This is a genomic window from Bacillus sp. ATD (assembly GCF_050585765.1).
GTDB classification, from domain to species: domain Bacteria; phylum Bacillota; class Bacilli; order Bacillales; family Bacillaceae; genus Bacillus; species Bacillus stercoris.
Window position 1 is genome coordinate 116,478 of sequence record NZ_JBOBQH010000007.1, and the last position, 19,695, is coordinate 136,172.

General features: G+C 45.5%; 7 protein-coding genes. All 7 read right to left on the reverse strand.

Annotated elements, in window-relative coordinates; genetic code table 11:
• Positions 1–11: 11 nt before the first annotated feature.
• The 7 genes from ACQXR1_RS16070 to ACQXR1_RS16100 are packed head-to-tail and all read right to left on the reverse strand — an operon-like array spanning position 12 to position 19,695.
• Complete coding sequence (locus ACQXR1_RS16070) at positions 12–4,538, reverse strand: type I polyketide synthase (RefSeq protein ID WP_430772480.1); 4,527 nt, start codon at positions 4,536–4,538, stop codon at positions 12–14.
• Positions 4,531–7,200: a non-ribosomal peptide synthetase gene (locus tag ACQXR1_RS16075; protein WP_430772481.1), complete on the reverse strand. Its 2,670-nt coding sequence runs from the start codon at positions 7,198–7,200 to the stop codon at positions 4,531–4,533. Before ACQXR1_RS16075 ends, ACQXR1_RS16070 begins: the two co-directional genes overlap by 8 nt.
• 19 nt (positions 7,201–7,219) lie before the next feature.
• Positions 7,220–16,318, reverse strand: a complete 9,099-nt coding sequence (locus ACQXR1_RS16080) for an amino acid adenylation domain-containing protein (RefSeq protein ID WP_430772482.1) — start codon at positions 16,316–16,318, stop codon at positions 7,220–7,222.
• A 21-nt stretch (positions 16,319–16,339) separates the two neighbouring features.
• Positions 16,340–17,482 (reverse strand): acyl-CoA dehydrogenase family protein, encoded by a 1,143-nt coding sequence (locus ACQXR1_RS16085; protein ID WP_151257098.1) that lies wholly within the window; start codon positions 17,480–17,482, stop codon positions 16,340–16,342.
• The gene (locus ACQXR1_RS16090) at positions 17,469–17,738 is read right to left on the reverse strand and encodes an acyl carrier protein (RefSeq protein WP_003240117.1); all 270 of its coding nucleotides are present in this window, start codon (positions 17,736–17,738) and stop codon (positions 17,469–17,471) included. Before ACQXR1_RS16090 ends, ACQXR1_RS16085 begins: the two co-directional genes overlap by 14 nt.
• Before the next feature lie 25 nt (positions 17,739–17,763).
• Positions 17,764–18,825, reverse strand: coding sequence for an HAD-IIIC family phosphatase (locus tag ACQXR1_RS16095; protein ID WP_014663084.1), 1,062 nt, complete (start codon positions 18,823–18,825; stop codon positions 17,764–17,766).
• Between the two features lie 15 nt (positions 18,826–18,840).
• Positions 18,841–19,695: a 3-hydroxyacyl-CoA dehydrogenase family protein gene (locus ACQXR1_RS16100; RefSeq protein WP_014663083.1), complete on the reverse strand. Its 855-nt coding sequence runs from the start codon at positions 19,693–19,695 to the stop codon at positions 18,841–18,843.

Consider the following 19,695-nt stretch of genomic DNA (forward strand, 5'->3'; position numbering starts at 1 on the left):
CAGCCTCCCATCTATTTTCGTCTCATTCGCTGTTTTCGCCGGTTTTTCCCTTCATTTATGGCTTTTTGGCGATCTGGCTCTATTCCTTTTATGTGTAAGTCATCACCGTTTTGCTGTGCTTTGACGGCTTCGGTTAATGCTGCAACCGTCGGGTGGGCATACATCATCACAACCGGGATATCCACACCGAGCTCGTTTTTGATTCTCCCGCTCACCTGAAGCAGATCAAGTGAAGAGGCTCCTAATTCAAAGAAATTCATATTTACATCTGTCTCAGAATGAAAATAATCCTTAAAAATATTCATTAACCTTTCTTCAAGTGTATCCAAGCGGTCTTTTGTCAGGACATGCGCTGCGGTTTGTCTGTCTTCTTTCACATAGCTGTCTTTTATTCGTTTGTTCACGTCCTGCAGCGAAATCAGGACTTGCGGGTAGCGCAGCTGCAAAGCTCTCATAAATGCTTTCGCACCTTGAGCCGGCAGGATTCCTTGGTGTTGCTCTCCCTTGTCCGCTATCTTCGAAAGAATGGCCGCCGTTTCTGATTCATATGCCATCCCTACTTGTTCCCAACGGTCCCAGTTAACCGACACCATGTTTTCGCCTTCTTTTCGGCATGCGTGAGCATAGCTGTCCAAGAATGCGTTTGATGCAGCGTAGCCAACTTGGCCCCCCGCTCCTAAAAATGAAACAAGAGAGGAACAAATGAAGAAGAAGTCCGGCTGTTTGTTTTTAAGCGCTTTTCTTAACAGAGCGGTTCCTGTTATTTTGGCTTTTGCCATCTGCCTCTCATCGTCTGGTGTCCTTGCGTGAATCACTTTGCCATCAGGAATGCCCGCTGCATGAATAACGCCATGAATGGCTTGTCCAAAACGAGATTCTGCCGTTTGCAAGGCTTTTTGAAGCTCTGCCTCATCTGAAATATCCGCCTGTAATACCAGCACCTCGGCTCCAGCCTTCTCAAGCTCTTCAACAGCTTTGAGTTTTTTGATTGCATCGTCATTTGCTATTAGTTTATCGGGCAGTCCTGTCCGGCTTAGCAGCACAAGCTTTGCTTGAACTGTTTCAGCTAAATGAGATGCAAGAGATAATCCGATCCCGCCAAGGCCGCCTGTAATGATATAAACTCCTTTATGCCTGAGATTGCCGGCCATATCAATCTCATCTTGCTTGCCCGGCTGCTTCGCCTGCCGAATCCATCTGCTGTTTCCGCGATAAGCCACAATAGGCTGATCATCCTCTTTTTTAAGTTCATAAGAAATCATTTCAGGCCAGTTTGATTGACCGTGCCGCGGGTCCGGACAAAGATCAACAGCTTTACAGCTGATCTGCTGATACTCTTGCGGAATGGTCAAACAGACTCCGGTCAGCGCAGCCTGATGAGGCTGAAGCTCCTCCATTCCCGTCACATCGTGAGCTTGATTGGTCACTACGGTCATGCTGAATCTTTTGTTGCTCTCTGTTCCAAGTAAACGGACAAGATCAAGGAGGGGAAGATAACCGGCTATTGTGCGCTCTGCAAGATCTCCATCACGACAATCACAGTCTTGCAGCCACATCCAGATGATTTCATCAGGGATAAACCCCCTTGCATTCAGTTCATCCAGCAGCTTCCGAAAGTGGGCCGTATCCCGATGGTTTACCGTAAACGTGTTTTTGTCCATTTCCGCAAAGCAATCACCCGGGAGGACAGACACGGCTTCCGCTTGCTGCTTTAGGAGATATTGGCTGACATTATTGTTTTCTTCAAAGACAAGTATCCTTTTTCCTTGATGAATGAATGTCTCATTGGCTGGTTCCATTCGTTCCCAATGCGGGACGGAAAACCACTTATCAAAAGGAAGCTGTTCTTCACTGGAGGCAATGTTTAATTTCAATTCGTTTTTGATCTTTTCTTCCATGCCGCCCTGAGCTGGTTGCGGATCGGGAAATACTTGATGCTCAAAAGGATAAGTCGGAAGCGGGACCCTTTCATATGAGCTCCCCTGGCGAAAGTGCTCCCAGTTCATGTTTACACCATGCGTCCAAAGCCTGCCGATGCGGTTTAACAGATAGACACGATCAGACGATACTTCCTTTGGATGCCTGATGATATTAACCGCAGCATGTTGCTCCGTCATAAAACCCTCATGTTTTCTCACAAACTGCGTCAACGTGTTCCCTGGCCCGATCTCAACAAATACAACATTCCCCATTTGTAAAAGCGTGCTCAGCCCTGAATGAAAATCAACCTTTTCCGTGATTTGCGAAGCCCAGTATTTCGGATCTGCGGCCTGCTCTGCTTGTATCCAATCGCCTGTCACATTTGAAATAAACGGAAGGTCAGGTGCTTGGAATTCTATCTCTTGCAGAATATCAGCAAAACGAGATGCTGCCGGCTTCATCATGCTTGAATGAAACGCATGGGACGTTTTTAAATGCTGAATGGCCACTCCTTTCGACTGAAGGCGCGCGGCAAAAGCATTGATTGGCTCCATAAGGCCTGATACAACCGATAAATCAGAGCTGTTTGAAGCCGCTAGCTCAACCCCTTCTGTCAATTCCATTTCTGTCTCTACGCCAGGCAGTCTGACGCTCAACATTTCTCCCTCCGGCATTTCCTGCATCAATCGGCCTCTCATCACAACCATATGAAGCGCGTCTTCCAATGAACAAATGCCTGACAGACAGGCTGCCGTTAATTCCCCTATGCTGTGGCCAATCATGTATTGCGGTTTTAACCCCTTTTTGATTAAGAAGGACGCCAGCGCATATTCAAAAGAAAATAAAATAGGCTGCGTATACGAGGTTTCATGGATAAGCTGTTCAGCTTCCTCGCTTTCTGTCTCATTATTCGGAAACATAATGCTTCTAATATTGAGTCCTTCCTCAGTTTGCAGAATGTCAAAACAGCGGTGCAGCTCCTCCTGGAATATGGGTTCTTGTTCATACAATTGTTTCCCCATATTGACGTATTGAGAGCCTTGGCCGGAAAACATAAAGACAACGGCCGGCTTCTCCAGCGCTATTGAAGTACTTGCCATATCGCTTGTTATCCCTAAAGGGCCAGCCGTAAACGCTTGACGATACTGAAAATGCCTGCGGCCCTCTTGCAGTGTGTATGAAACGTCTTGGAGCGGCACCTCTTCATTCTCTTTTATAAATCGCTTGACCTGATCCGCGGCCTTCTTTGCCGCTTTTTCAGAACGGGCAGAAATAAGCATAAGGCAGTCTTCATAATCCTCTTGATGACGTCTTTCCTTCATCGGCGGCTCTTCCATCACAACATGAACATTCGTGCCGCCGATCCCAAAGGAACTGACGCCCGCTCGAAACACCCGGCCAGCTACTGTCCATTGCTTTGCTGATGTGCTGACATAAAAAGGAGTGTTTTCAAAATCAATTTTAGGATTAGGCTTTTTGTAATGAAGGCTTGGCGGCAGAGTTCTCGCTTTGAGACTCAGCGCCGTTTTAATAAACCCCGCAATACCCGCGGCGGAATCCAAATGACCGATATTTGTTTTAACAGAGCCGATTGCGCAGTATTGCTTCTTTTCAGTTTGAAACGCTTGTGTTAGCGCCTCTATTTCAACCGGGTCTCCTAACGAGGTGCCCGTGCCGTGCGCTTCGACATAAGAAATACTTTCGGGCTCTACACGGCTGATGTTCAGCGCTTTTCTAATGACATCGGCCTGCCCTTCGATACTTGGCGCGGTGTAACCGACTTTACGGCTGCCGTCATTGTTATATGCGGAACCTTTAATGACAGCGTAAATATGATCTTGATCCTTCAGCGCCTGCTTTAAGGTTTTCAGCACTACAACACCGCAGCCCTCTCCCCCGACTGTCCCATTTGCTTCCGCGTCAAACGCGCGGCAGCGGCCGTCCGGCGACATAATCATTCCTTCTTGATACATATAGCCCTTTTTGTGGGGGCAAGTCACCGTTACACCTCCGGCCAGCGCCATTTTACAGTCGCCGGTAAGCAAAGCTCTGGACGCGAGATGCACCGCCGTCAGAGAAGATGAACAGGCTGTATCCACCGCGATACTCGGCCCTTTCAAATTTAATTTATAAGAAACTTGTGTATTCATAAAATCCTTGTCCGTCAACTGAACAGCAGCAAACTGTTCAGAAGAACTGCTATTTCTCAGCAGCATTGAACTTGCCTGCCAGTACAAATTCGCAGACGCAGCGCCGAATAAGCCGATAGGCTGTGAATAGGTTTCGGGATTGTAGCCGGCGTTTTCAAGAGATTCCCACGCAACTTCATGAAACATGCGCACTTGCGGGTCCATTACCTCAGCTTCTCGCTGTGAGTAGCCGAAAAACGCCGCGTCAAAGTGGTCATGCCGGTCTACTTTTCCTTTGGCTCTGACATAATTCTCATGATCGAGCTGTTCTTTAGGCACACCGGCTTCCATAAGCTCTTCTTTTGAGAAAAATGTGATGGATTCCGTGCCCGTTTTCATGTTCTCCCAAAACTCTTCAATATTTTTGGCTCCGGGGAAACGGCAAGCCATTCCGATAACCGCTATTTCTAAGCCTGTTGTTTTACTCATCAGAAATCCCGCCTAACAGTTGTGCGACATTTTCTAAATCTTCCGCTGCCTCTTCCTCACTTTCTGCATTTGCCTGACAACCCTCAGACTCCGCTTGCCGGCTGAGCTGGGCAGCTATTGCCGATACAGATGTATACTGAAACAGCTGAACAACAGACAGCTCTTGTCCAAACTGCTCTTTCAATTTGTTCGATAGTTCTACGATATGAAATGAGTTTCCGCCGATATCAAAGAAGTTATCTTCCATGCTGATATCAGATTCAGGTATATTCAGAATGCCGGCAAAAATGGAAACCAGCTTTTTTTCGGTTTCATTGTGCGGTTTTATGACCTGCTCGTCAGATTCAGGCTCTTCAAAGGGGTCTGGGAGTGCTTTGAGATCAAGCTTCCCTGACAGGTTCATTGGAAATGAGTCCACGCGGATGAATCGTCTCGGAATCATATACCCCGGCAGCTTTTCTCCTAAAAATCCTCTCATTTTTCGAGTTTTCAGTTTTTGATAGGAAATGAGATACGCCACAAGAAATGGATCATCTGATTCCTTTTGAACTGGAATAATCACCGCATCATGAATAATTTGTCCCGACTCCCGGTAATCAAGCAAGGCTTTTCTAATCTCATCAAGCTCTATTCTGAATCCTCTTATTTTTACTTGATCATCATACCTGCCAAAAAATTCGATGAAGCCGTCACTACGCCATCTCGCCAAGTCACCGGTATGATAAAGCTTGCCGGCAGGAATATGCTGCGGTTCTGTAAATTTTTCTGCCGTCAGCTCTGGCTGACGGATATATCCTCTTGCCACCCCGTCTCCGGCAATGCACAGTTCTCCGTATACGCCGATGGGCACAGGCTGTCCGCAATGATCCAAAATATAAATCTGTTCATTCGGCATCGGCCTGCCGATCGGTACGACGGGTTCATTCCAAGACTCAGGTATGGTAAAAGCCGCTGATTGCACAGCGCATTCCGTCGGACCGTAATTATTTGTCATCACCGGCTTACCCGCACGAAACGTTTGTAAATATTGCTGAACCAATTGGGGCGGCAGCATTTCGCCGCCAGCCATTATTAACTTCAATTCGTCAACGTGATGCGGCTCTTTCTCAGCGGCTTTGATCATGAGGCGCAAATGAGAGGGTGTCGCGTCTGAAATATGAATGCGGTTCTCCTCATAAAAAGACCACAGCTGCTTTCCATCCATCCTTGCATGATCTGGCGCAATATATAAGGTGTGTCCAAGAAGCACTGCCGGAAATATCGTTTGCACGGATGCGTCAAAAATATGTGAAGCAAGCATGCCGATACGGAGGTGCTCTTGTGAAAATGGCTGAAAATGAAGGCTGTCTATGCCATATACTAAATTGATGACTTGACGATGCTCCACCATCACGCCTTTCGGTTTTCCTGTTGTCCCTGATGTATACAGCACATAAGCGAGATTTTCAGGAGATGGCAGGCACCCATGCTCCGCCGCCCCTTCAAATTTCATCATTTCCTCTATACATAAGCTTTTTTGATTCTCAGCAGAAGTGCTATAACCCTTGTTCGTGATCACAAACCGCGCCCCGCTGTTTTTCAGCATATAATCCATTCGTTCAGACGGCATATTTACATCTATCGGCAAATAAGGACAACCTGCTTTCAAAATGCCTAATATGCCGATAACCATTTCTGCCGAGCGATGAACCATCAGCCCCACAGGCTCCTCATGACAAACGCCTTCTTTTGTCAAAAAAGCAGCAATCCGATCTGACAATTCATCAGCCTCACCGTATGTGAAGCTGACATCTTCATACACGATTGCAGGCTGATCAGGTTTGAGAGCTGCCTGTTCTTTGAAGAGATCGACAATCGATTTTTCCTTCGGGTATGGTTGATTTGTGTGATTAAATGTCGTGATGACTCTCTCTCTCTCCTCATGAGAAAGTAACTGCAGCTCAGAGACCAGAGTCTCAGGCGCCGACAAAGCCTGATCTGCCAGCATGCAAAAATGGCCGGCTATCCGTTCAGCAGTATCGAATGTGTAATGCTTCAAATTCCAGCTCAGCTTTCCAGTCAATCTCCCTTCATCACACTGAATGGAGAAAAATAGATTCGTGTCCAGCGCTTTCAATGACACCGGCTGCTGAAGATCATTCACAGCAAGGGAAATGCCGAAGCGGGGCTCCCCTTTTTTATGCAAAGGATGAAGCTCATCCAATAGGATTTTCACAGGAAAATTTTGATGGGCATACACTTCTTGAAAAGCTTGTTTCACATGCTCTAAACAGTCTCTGAAACTCATAGAAGGATTGATTTTCACCAGCAGCGGAAGAAGATCATTGATCACCGGCTGTGTTTCCCGCTGTCTCAACACAGGGGCCGACGCCATGATATCCGTTCTTCCATCGTACCTGTGCAACAATGTGACTGCCGCAGTCATCAAAATCATAAACATACGCAAATCTGAAGCTCCGGATGCCTTTAAGATGGCCTTTTCCAGCTGAGCCGGGAATGAAAAAGGTATTGAAGCTTCTTCATCGTTTTGATCAAGAAGCTGTGAATCATAAGGAAAACGGCAGTCCGACGGGATTTGAGTTAATACAGAAGTCCAATATTGCCGCTCCTTCACTTTTTCAAGAGCTGCGGTTTTCAATTGAAAGACATCGGTTTGGTTCATTGTTATTCACCTATTTCTGCTAGATTTTCAGATCGTCTAGTTCCAGCAACGATACCTTTTCTAAATCATTGATGCCTGAAGTCAGGTCAATATCCTTGAGAGCAGTTTGCTTACAATCAATTACGGCTGACAGCACCTTTTTAATCCCTTTCGCAATGCCTTCAATCGTTTCTCTTGTAAACAGCTCAGTGCTGTATTCAATGACAGAAGATAAACCGTTTTCGTCTTCTGAAGCGATCCAAAGCAAATCAAACCGGGAAACCGCTGTTTCATATTCATAGTCGGTTAGTGTGATCCCGTCTACCTCTAAAGAAGGCTGGCTTAGATTTTGCAGAGCAAAAACGGTATCAAAAATATGATTCCTATTTAACGTCCTATCTAACTTCAAGTCTTGAACCATATGTTCATACTGATAATCTTGATGATCAAAGTCATCAATCACCAGCTGCTTGACATGGTGCAGAAGTTGAGTGAACGTCATCTCTTTTTTCGGATAAAAACGAAGCGGAAGCATGTTAACGAAGATACCGATGATCCGCTGCAGCTCCTCCTGCCTTCTCCCCGCAACCGGAACGCCGACTACAATGTCGGACTGTCCAGTGAGCTTGTGCAGCAGGATTTGATAGATTGATAAAAGTCCCATAAACAGCGTGGCGTCTTCATCGGCCATAATGGCTTTAAACGCCTCAAGCTCTTTTTTGCTTACATCAAAACGATAATGGGCGCCGGCAAAGCTTTTGACATCAGGTCTCCGGTAATCAGCCGGCAGCTGAAGCTCACGGAAGCCGTCAAGCCGTTTCAGCCAATATGTTTTCACCTCATTCAGGTCATCAGACTGAAGCATCTGATTCTGCCATTCTGAGAAATCTTTATATTGCAGTTCAAGCGGTGCAAGCTCTTTGCCGTCATATAGATCCATAAACTCGCTGACCAAGATATCCTGAGATAGACCGTCAGAAATAATATGGTGCATATCGAGCATCAGAATATACTCGTTTTCAGAGTTCTTCATCACACCAGCTCTCATCAAGGGTGCCTGATCAAGCTGGAACGGCTTTAAAAAGCTGCTGATGACTTCTTGTTCTTTTTCGTTTTGCCCTTCCTGGCCTGCCAAATGGGATAGGTCAAAAAAGTCTGCATGAAATTCCGCATGCTCAGCTATGCACTGCATAGGAACACCCTCTATTGCTTTAAAGGATGTTCTTAAACTCTCATGACGATGAATCAATTGCCGGAACGCATTCTCCAGCCTTTGCATATCAAGCTTTCCTGCAATCCGTCCGGCAGTGAACTCATTGTAGCCAGTGCTTGTTTGATCTAACTGCTGAACAAGATAAAGCCGTTTTTGCGCTGAGCTCAGCGGATAATAATCCTGTTTTTCAGCTTTTTCTATCTTTCTGTAAATCTTCTTGTCGGCTTGGCTGATAAATTCGGCCATCTGCCTGATCGTCGGAATGTTAAAGAAATCCGGCAGCGCAATTTCCACATTGAACGCTTGATGAATAATGGAAATGAAAGTAATCGCCTTTAAAGAATCACCGCCCATCTCAAAGAAATCATCGTCTATGCCGATTTGATCAATTTTGAAAAATGACTGCCAATGAACAAGGAGTTCTTTCTCCATTTCAGTTACTGGTTCAACATATTCAGCGGTAAGCTCTGGCCGCCCATACAGCGAAACGTCCTCTTCTTGCTGTTCATCGCTAGGCTGGTGCAGACGATTCACATACTTTTGTATCCTCTCCTGCAGATCCGTGGCAGACACGACAATCTGATCCATATGATCAAATGTGAAAATTCTCTCGAAAACCTCTCTGCCCTCATGCGCACGAATCAGGGTATTTTCTAAATCCCCTCCGACTGGAATATCCGGTTTTTTGCCGTCTTCAAATTCCCAGCCGTCTAAATTTATGGCTGTCCACTGAACAGGATGCTGCGCATTATGTTGATATACAAAGGCATCAACAAAATGGTTAACTGCAGTATAGGCGGTAAATCCAAGTCCTCCCAATATCGGAGACAAGGACGAAATCAAAAAGCAGAAATCAAGCGGCCGATCGTCCAACACTTTTTCTAATACCGCAACGCCCGTCATTTTTGCTTGAATGTGAGCATTCGAAAAACTTCTATCCGTTTGCTCCATCATCCTAAATGATTGTTCGCCTGTTATTCCAGCTGCATAAATTACGCCATGTATGGAGCCGTACTTATGTTCAGCCGCATGAACCAGTTCAGACATATCCGCTTCACGGCTTGCATCCGCAGCAACAGCAGTAACTTCCGCGCCTGTTTGTTCTATCTCATATATTGATTTTATTTTTTTAACAGTTGGATCATCCTCAGCATGCGTGCTGATTAAGGACTCCCATTCACTCCGCGGCGGAAGGCCGGAACGGCTTGTCAGAATAAGCTTTCCTTTTGTTTTCTCAGCAATGGTTTTGGCAGCATGTAAACCGATGAAGCCCAGCCCGCCAATCAGAATATATACGCCTCCGGGACGAAGGTGCCCTTGCGATGATTCTGCAGGCACTGCTTTGTGAATAAAATTCCTGGTGTACCTTTTATTATTTCTGTAAACCGTTAGGAGATTGCCTGATTCGGTCATCAGCTCAGATCTGATGAGTCCCAGCAGCTTGTCTTCTTTCCAGGAATCTTCTTTCTGCCTGTCTATATCAATCACTCGATAGCGAAGGAACGGTGTTTCCTGAGATATGACCATACTCGGCCCCAGATGTACGGCTTTCTCTGGATATAACGTTTCTTCTCCATCAAGCTGATACGTAAGAGACGATAATACAAAGATCGAAATTTCCTGGTTTGTTCCTTTCTTTTTCAATGCTTGCCCTAAGTAAAGCAACGAGTAATAGGATTCGTTTTGCATCTGCTCAATCCACTCGGCAGCAGCGGTTTCATTCTTCTCTGCCAGCCCCCAGAGGTGCAAAATCCGGCTGTACTGAATCTTTTCCTTCTCCAACACTTCAAAGAGACGGCAGTAATCTTCCGCAGAGTCTGGGCGAAGTGTGTACACTCCTTTTTCAACCTGCTGAAAGTTATGCCCTTTTTTAACGATGACACAAGAAGCACAGGCAGATTGCAGCCCCTGAATAAGCTTATGTGAAAAATCGCCATCCTCCATGAAAACAAGCAAACGTTGTTCCGCCGCTTCAATCTCTCGGGAAATCGGCAGGATTTCTTTTTCCCATTGCGGCAGATAAAACCACTCCTGAAGCGGGAGCTTTCCTCCGGAATGTTTATTGCCTTTTCCGCTGGCAGTATGCTTCCGTTTGGGCCAAAAGGATTCCTTTTCAAAAGGATATTGCGGCATTGTAATTTTTTCAGGATTTCTGCCCTCATGCAGCCCGCGCCAATCAATGACTGCGCCATACATCCACAGCGTGCCAATTCTGCTGAGTAAAAATTGGACATCCGACATATTCTGCCTGCTGTGTTTCAGCACATTGCAAACATGCTGGCACATCTCATCGTTAATCGATCTCTTCACAAGCACACTTAAATCTTGTCCCGGGCCGATTTCGATAAAAATAGCATGCTTCTGCTTCGTTAACACGCCAATCCCCTCAGCAAAACGAACAGTCTCAGTCATGTGCCGCTTCCAATAGTCATAGTCCGCAGCTTCTTCATCCGCTATCCAGTCTCCCGTTAAATTCGAGAAGAAGGGAACACCCGGTTTTTGATAAGAAATGTTCTTAGCCGTGTTTCCAAATCGTTCAGCGGCGGAAGCCATGACGTGCGAGTGAGCAGCAATTGAACCTTTTACTCTCATACAAAGCACTTTTTTGGCTTTTAACTGTTCTTCAAACGCTGAAATGTCAGACTCAAGCCCCGACACAATGCAAGAAGCGTCATTCACAACAGCCAATGAAATGCAATCGGGGAGAATCGCTTTCAGTTCTTCCTCTGGCATTGGCACGCTTAACATGATGCCTGACGGCGCTTCGTGCATCGCTTGTCCACGCAAGCTGATCAGCTTGATGGCATCACTGAGCGTAAACACTCCCGATACCGCGGCAGCCGTTAGTTCACCAAAGCTGTAGCCGATCATAGCCCATGGCCGCAGCCCCCACTTCATCAATAAAAGTGACAGCGCATATTCCAGCATAAAAATAGCCGGCTGGGCATATTTCGTCTCTTGAAGCTTTATCGCGGCAGCTTCTTCATCCTGCTGATCAGGGTATAGAATATCCTCAAGCCTCTCACCAGTTGCTTCATAGAATTCTTGAAAACAGTGATCCATCGTCTCTTTGAAAAACGGCTCCTCCGTGTATAAATCCCTGCCCATGTTCACGTATTGACTGCCTTGGCCTGTGAACATGAAGATCAATTTTTTCTCCTTTTTTTCCTGAATCCGCGACATTCGACTGAGTCCCCTGTCCTTTTTCTCGGAAAGCAGTCGGATGACATCCTGCCTGTCCTTTGCCACAAACATTTGCCTATAATCAAAGTGCTGTCTTCCGGCCTGAAGTGTATAGGCGGCGTCTGCTGCATTAAGTTCAGAGTTCCTTTCCATGTGTTCAAGCAAAAGGTCTTTCGTTTTCTCTAAAGCATTCATCGTTTTTGCTGAAAGAGGAAACAGCTGATACGAACGCGAATGTTTTTCACGTTCACTGACAGGCGCTTCCTCCAGAATCACATGGGCATTTGTGCCGCCCATACCGAATGAGCTCACGCCTGCACGTCTCGGGGCATTTGTTTTCTTCCACGTCCGGAGCGTGTCATTGACAAGGAAAGGACTGTTTTCAAAATCAATATTCGGATTTGCTTCTTTAAAATGAAGACTAGGCACAAGTTGTTGATGCTTCAAAGATAGAACTGTTTTAATGAGACCCGCCGCGCCTGCAGCAGCATCAAGGTGTCCGATATTCGTTTTTACGGAACCGATCCGGCAAAACGCGGTTTTATTCGTTTGAAACGCTTTGGTTAAGGCCTCAATTTCAATTGGATCTCCGAGAGCCGTACCTGTCCCGTGGGTTTCCACATAGCTGATGGTTTCCGGCTCAATCCCCGCAGCAGCAATCGCCTCTCTTATAACCTCTGTCTGGCCTTCCACACTCGGCGCATTAAAGCCTACCTTTTGGTCACCGTCATTGTTGACCGCAGATCCTTTTACAACCGCGTATATCCTATCGCCGTCAGCCAACGCGCGGCTCAACGATTTCACTGCGACAAATCCGACTCCGTCGCCTCCTACAGTGCCTTTCGCGTCTTTATCAAAGGCTCGGCAATGGCCGTCTGGCGATTTCACCATATTCTCTTGATAGATGTAGCCTGACTTAACCGGGTGGAGAATGGACACACCTCCTGCGAGAGCGATATCGGATTCTCCATTCAGCACTGATTTGCATGCCAAATGCAGCGCGACCAAGGAGGTTGAACAAGCGGTCTGCAGGGTAATGGCTGGACCTTTCAGATTAAGTTTATGAGCAACCCGCGTGCTGATTGTATAAGTATCATTTAAAGAGCCGATTTCAAACAGCTCTGACATCCTGCCGTCTAATGATTCAGCGAAATGCTGGAGCCATTGAAAATTTGAGGTTGTTCCTGTAAACAAACCGATTTTCCCTTCATATTCAGCTGAAACACACCCTGCGTCCTCCAGCGTTTTCCATACATACTCATGAAGAAGGCGGATTTGCGGGTCCATGACCTCTGCCTGCCCCGGTGAATAGCCAAAGAAAGAGGCATCAAATAAATCAGGGCCATCGATGATTCCTTTCGCCCTTACATAATCACCTCTTGTAAATGTTTGTTCATCAATGCCCGCCGCAAACAGCTCTTCATCAGTGAAAAAAGAGATGGATTCCTTGCCGTTTTTCAGATTATGCCAAAATTCATTTATGTTTTTAGCGCCGGGGAAACGCCCCGCCATCCCGATGATGGCGATGCTGTCATTTGAAGGAGCCTTCCTTTTTGATATGAATGGTGCTTTCTTTTTTGATTGCCCTTCATCCTGGCCTGATAAGAATTCAGCAAGCAACTGAACTGTTGGACGGCGGAACATCTCAACCATCGGAATACTTTTTCCCGTTTCCTTAGAAAGCTGCTGATTGACTTGGATCAAATGCAGGGAAGTGCCGCCGATTTCAAAAAATTTATCGTGAACATTGATGCTGTCTTGACCAAGTACACGTTTCCAAACCTCCAGCACCATCTTTTCTGTTTCAGAAGCTGGGGCCTCCGTAAGCACCTTCCGTTTTGTCTCTGCGGCAAGCTCGGGCAGTGCTTTTTTATCCAGTTTTCCATTAGCCGTCAGCGGCATCTCATCCATCACAATAAATCGGGACGGAATCATATATTCCGGCACATGACGGCGCAGGTATTCACGCAGCTGCTTTTCATCAATCGTCTCATCAGTGAAAAGATAAGCAGCCAGGCACGGTGTCTGGGACGCGTCCTTCTTCACGACAGCCGCCGCCCCTTTGATCCGTCCGTACCGGCAGAGCCAATGTTCAATCTCCCCGCTCTCAATCCGATAGCCCCTAAGTTTGATTTGGTCATCATTTCTGCCTAAAAATTGAATGGTTCCATCTGGTAAAAAGCGGGCTGCGTCTCCTGTTTTATACATTTTTTCTCCGGGCTTAAAAGGATGCGCCACAAATCGCTCTGCCGTCAGTTCCTTCCGGCCTAAGTAGCCTTCTGCTACTCCTTTTCCGGCAATATAGAGTTCTCCCGCTGCTCCTCGGGGCAGCAGATTCATATGTGAATCAAGAATGTATATATCAGTATGTGCTGCAGGCCGGCCGATCGGCACATACAGATCCTTATCCATTTCAGATGAGTAGCGGTGAATCATGCAGCCGACTACCGTTTCCGTCGGTCCGTATTCGTTAAAAATTTCAATTTTCCCATCGAAGTTTTGTTCAATTTTCGCCGCAAGGGAGGTTTCTAATTGCTCTCCCCCCAGTATCAGGCACTCCATGACACTGTCCTGAAACGGCATCTCAGAAATGAAATGAAGATGGGACGGCGTTAACTTCATAACGTGGGCCCGATTATCTTTCAGTATTTGTTCCACAAGAAGCTGCTTGTTTTTATCCTGATACACAATAATTGCGTTTCCGGTTATAAGCGGGGTAAAGATAGAAGTTACTGTTAAATCAAAAGATAAAGACGTATAAAGGGCAAAATCTCTTTTATGGCCTCTTACATATTGCTCGGCGGCCCAGGAAACATAATTTTCAAGACCCAGATGCTTAACAAGCACCCCTTTTGGCCTGCCTGTTGTTCCAGAGGTATATATGCAATACGCAATGTCTTGCGGACCGTATTGTTTCACCAGATTGCTGTCGTTTCCTTGGTAAAGGTTCTGATCGGTAATATCTATTTTCACACCGTCGTACGAGTAAACCAGCCCATCGATATCCTCTGTCAGCAGCAGGTTTATCCCGCTGTCCTGAAGAAGATATTCAATTCTTTCCGCCGGATAATCGGGATCAACTGGAACATAAGCGCCGCCCGCTTTTAATACAGCGAGACAAGCGATCACCATTTCAATTGAATGTTCTGTTAAAATACCGACTCTTTGTGCAGGTCTGACTCCCTGACCTTCTAAAAAACGGGCGAGCTGATTCACTTTTTTATTTAATTGATCATAGGTCAGGGATTCCGAGCGAAACTCCACAGCAAGAGCGTCCGGCGTCTTTGCTGTCTGCCGCTCAAACAAATCAATAACAGTCTGATGTTCGTTGCCGGACATACCTTTATAGTTGCAAAACTCTTCAAGCTGATAATGCACTTCATCTTCGGAAAGCATATTCAAGCGGTGCACAGATCTGTCTGCCGGATTGTCAATCACTTCCGATAACAGGTTGAGAAAATGATCCCCAAGCTGCTTCACTTGAAGAGCAGACATAGCACCAGGATTGTAGATAAAAGAAAAATGAATATGTTCATCAAAAGCTTGTACACTCAATGTCAAATCAAACTCAGTTTGCTCAAACATGTCATATTGTTCGATTGAAAGAGGAAGACTGTTTGACTTAAGCATTTGATCAAGCGGATAATTTTCAATCACGACAATCGTGTCAAATAATGACTGCTCAGCCGTCAGACCCGCATATGTTTTTAAATCAGACAGCGGTGTATGTTCATATTCACTTCTTTTGGCAATCTGCTCATGCGCAAGCTGAATCACATCTAAAGGCGTGGATTGAGGCGCAAAGCGAAGACGAAGCGGAATGGTGTTAATAAACAGCCCCGTCATTTGTTCTATTCCCGGTACATCCGCGCTTCTTCCTGAAACGGTTGTCCCGAACACCACTTCTTCTTGATCAGAATACTTCTTTAGCAGCAGCCCCCACACACTATATAAAATGGAAGCAAGCGTAACTTGCCGTTCAGCAGCGAGTGAGCGCAGAGCTTTTCCTGCTGAAACCGGAAGCTGTATCTCATGTTTAGAAAAAATAGCATTTCGCTTCCCTGGCCTTTCTGTATTCGGCAGCAATTGCACAGGCTCCCAGTCTTTCAATAACCCTTTCCAAAATGACGCCTGGCTGTCTTTTGTTTTACGCTGCTGTTCCTGCTGCCATTTCACAAATCCTTGATATGACGGTTTTTGAGAAACAACAGGTGTTTGACCCATGGATAACGCTTGATATGACTCCATCCACTCTTTGAGGACAATCCCCATGCTCCAGCCGTCCATCAAGATATGATGAAAGCTGATCATCATCCAGATCCCGTTTTCTTCTGTTTGATAAAGTGTGACACGAAAAGGGACTTCCTGAAGCTGAAACGGCTCTTTCCGATCACGGGCCGCAAGCTCCTCCTTCAGCTTATCCTGAGAAATCCCTTTCTCGAACGGGATGCTCTGATAACGGATATCTATATTATGATGCTTTAATATCACTTGAATTGGCTTAGCTGTTTCCTTCCACCTAAACACCGTCCGCAGCATTTCATTTTGCTGAACCGTTTGCTGCCATGCTTTTTCAAAAAGATCACGGGCTGGTTCACTCTCTAGTTTTATCAGCATTTGTTCAAAATAGGCATTGCCTTCCGGCTCCATTAAATGATGAAAAAGCAGACCTTCCTGAATGGTTGTCAGTCCGAGAATGTTGGCTATGTTATTTTTATCTATTTTCTTCATTTGCTCACTCACAGAATCCTCTCCATCCTCTGCCTATATATGTTTGACAAAATATCGTCTCAATCCATAATTCGCTATAACTTGCTGCTGAATTTGAGATGTTCCTTCAATGATCTCCAATACTTTGGCTTCTCTGTACAGGCGGGCTGCTGAATGATCTCTGCTGAAGCCGCTTCCTCCGTGGATTTGCACATTTGAATTGGTAATCTCAACAGCAACCTTTGAAGTGAAATATTTCGCGACAGACGTTTCCGTCACGGCCTCTGGATCTTGTTTCATCCGCATTTCGCCGGCTTTCATGCATAAGGCGCGGGCTGCATGCAGCTGTGTTACGGCATCACCGATCATTCCTTTAATCATTTGATGTTTGTAGAGCTTCTCTCCGAATTGGCTTCTCTTCCGTGAGTATGTGACTAAAGAATCGACGGCTTCCTGTGCAATCGCCAATCCGGCCCATGCTACACTGTATCTGCCATGATCCAAAGCCAAGTTAACGATGTAATTAAAACCGCCCCCGATTGGCCCTAATATTTGGTCATCAGAAACCTCGACGCTGTCAAACTCTATTTCCGCAAGATAAGAAGCTCTATTGGCCATCATGCCTTCCATTTTTTTTACCGTTACTCCGCTCTGGCGGCTGTCTACAATAAAGGCTGTAACCACTTCTCCATCCCGGGCTATAACCAGAAAAAAGTCAGCAATGGCGCCAAAGGAAATCCATTTTTTTCTGCCGTTGATGACATAGCTGCTTCCGTTTTTTGCATACGATGTTTCAATGTGGTTTGCGTCTGAACCAATGTTTGGTTCAGACAATGCAAACGCTCCGATTTTCTCTCCTTTTCCGATGGGGACAAGCCATTCTTCTTTTTGGCGCTCTGTACCGTACCGCAGCAGAGATTCACCGACTAACGAATTTACAGTCAAAAGGGTTCGAATATTACAGCACGCTTTTCCTGCTTGTTCAGTAAACAAACCGTACTCGACAGGGTTCAATCCCAATCCGTGATAAACTTCCGGAATACCCGCAGCAAAATAAGATTTGCTCCCTAACTCTTTTATTAATTCTGCCGGGATGCATTCCTTCTCATCAAATTCGCCTGCAAAAGGTCTGATTTTTTCATCGCAGTAACCCCGGAAATCTTGAATGATGTCGGCTTTCATCTCAGCTATTTTCATTAGCAAGTGCTCCGTTCTGTTTCTTTTCAATTAGGCTGACGATTCGGTTTACTGTGCTGAAGTTGGCAATATCTAAATCTTCGTTATCAAGCTGAAACCCAAAGTTTTGCTCAAGAAATGTTACAAGCTTCATCGCAAATAAAGAATTTACAAATCCCATTTCAAAAATGTGATCATCATTGGTTAATTCGATTTCATCGTCAAAGACCACCAAATTTTGTTCAATATATTCTCTAATTTGTTCATGAAGATTCATCTATTTGCTCTCCCCGCTATTTAGATTAATTGCTGCTTCCCGCAACAGGTGATTGGCTGAATTCCGTTTTGACCTCGACATACGCAGGATACGGCTGAATCTGGCTCAGGTCATTTTCAAATAGAATGTAGCCGTCCGGGCCCTTCGTATGTTCTTTGAAATTGGCAAATTTATAGGTGATATACATGACTCTGTTGCGATCTGTTTGTTTAAAATCGGCAAACAGTTTTTTCCCTTTTTGTTTCGCTTCATTTAAAATAGCTGTCAGTAATATGGTACCGACACCGCGGGACATAACCCGGCATGACATTAAAAGAAGATTAATATGCCATTCATCTCCCTTTTCTTCTATTAAAGAGAGTCCGATCTTTCCATAAGAGCCGTACTTGTCCTCAAGTTCGCAGACTAGCAGCATATGAGAGTCTGATTCTCGGAAATAATTTAATTCCTGATAATCGTATGTTTTTCCGCTTGCATTCAGCTGGTTTGTACGCACCGTAAGCTCTTCTGCCCGCTGCAAGTCGCTTTCTTGCGCATGGCTGATCGTAAACTTCATATTCAGAGTGGCAAGAAATTGTTCGGACGGTCCTTCAAACTGCTCTTCATCCTCTTTTCTGCGATCATCCTCCAGATACATCTGCCGGCGTCTTTTGGCATCCTCTGTTACGAATGCAGGCTTCAGCAACGGGTCGACGATTAGATCCTTATACCGAACGGCATCCCAGCACGAAATCTCCGGATGGGCATTTTTCACTTCTTCCCTTTCAAACGCTTGGTCGTCAATAAAGAGAAGCGTATCCTTATGAATATTGAGGTTTTTGCTGATTTTTTCCAAAGAGACCGATTTGGCATTCCAGCTGATTTCCGGATATAAAAAGAAATGGTCTATTCCAAATTCCTTTAATTTTTCCATAGCAGCAGCTTCGTCATTTCTGCTGGCGACAGACAGCAATATGCCGCGTTCATCAAGCTCAGTCAGAATCTCTTTGATATGTTCCTTCAGCTTTACATCATCTGATTCAAGCAGAATACCATCCCATAGCGTATGATCTAAATCCCAGACAACACACTTAACTCCCTTTTTCAATGGCCTGCCCCTCCTTTAACTGTATTGAAAGAATCCTTGTCCTGACTTTCTCCCTAACTTTCCTGCGTCTACCATTTTCACGAGCAGCGGACACGGCCTGAACTTTGAATCTTTGTAGCTTTCATATAAAACCAGCAAGGAGTTAAGGATCGTATCGAGACCTATTAAATCTGCAGTCGCGAGCGGACCCATTTTATGCCCGAACCCGCCGCGGAAAATTTTATCCACATTGGCTGGTGTCGCCACTTGATCTTGTACCGTCCAAATGCTTTCATTAATGGTCAGCATTAACACACGATTTGACACAAAGCCAGGCAAATCATGAACGACGACAGGGTTTTTGTCGAAAGATTTCAAAAACTCGACGGTTGCATTGACAGTCTCGTCAGAGGTGGCATCGCCCCGTATCACCTCTACAAGTTCTTTCAGAGGAACAGGATTCATAAAATGTGCTCCGATTACCTTTTCCGGACGATGCATCAGTGAACCGACCTTCGTAATTGAGATGCAGCTTGTATTGACAAGGTAGACGGCATCCTCTCGGCAGATATCCTTTAACTGTAAATACACTTGTTTTTTGATCTCCCAATCTTCTGTTACGTTTTCAATGATGATATCAGCCGGCTCTACATTGTGCGGCTCAGTTGTGAATTGAATGTTATCAAGCACATCTTCCAGTGACATGCTGAATTTTTCTTTCCGCATCAGTTGAACAAGCCTGAATGTCTTTTTAATGTTTTCCTCTGCGGCTTTCAGTTTTTCATCACTGATATCCAGCAAAATCACTTGATACCCATTCGCAGATAAATCAAGAGCCATATCGGCCCCCATGACGCCTCCCCCGATAACACCGGCAGTTCTGAAATCCAT